Genomic DNA, 458 nt, shown 5'->3' with positions numbered 1-458 from the left:
CATCCAACTGGTTGCTAGTTTCGACGGTGATTATGCACGGAGCAGACGAACAAACCTGAGGCGCAAATCGATGTCGGGCACGGCATGCTGAAGATGCGACGATATGTTTCGGTATGCGAAGGTGAAGGGAGCAGGTGGTCGAGCACGGCTTTGTCCGGATGGGTACAAGTTCCCGTGCTATGGACGCGACTATGCATTTTTGACGCAAACCGGTTTGCCGAAGGCGTTCCACCGGTTCAGCAGGTTGGCGATGATTACGCCTTCGCCTTCCTGCGACGCAAGCTCCTGCGTCAGCAGGCGTTCGCCGATGCAGCGCTTGATGCGCGAGATCCATCGCGTCGATCGCGGCGAAGTTTGGCTGCTCGGGCGAGACACTGCGCAGCTGGGTGCGCAAGGAAGAGCGGAATCGGGGTTTGCGCCCGGGCACAAGCACGCAGGAGCAGGATCGGCTCAAGGAG

At 59.4% G+C, this 458-nt stretch carries 1 pseudogene; it reads left to right on the top strand.

Annotated features, from left to right (window positions below):
* Positions 1 to 329: 329 nt before the first annotated feature.
* Positions 330 to 458, top strand: a pseudogene (locus tag AB3X89_RS40240) (IS3 family transposase); the annotation flags it as partial.

This window comes from Paraburkholderia sp. BR14320 (assembly GCF_040948665.1).
Classification (GTDB): domain Bacteria; phylum Pseudomonadota; class Gammaproteobacteria; order Burkholderiales; family Burkholderiaceae; genus Paraburkholderia; species Paraburkholderia youngii.
This window is presented reverse-complemented; position numbering and strand designations above follow the sequence as displayed.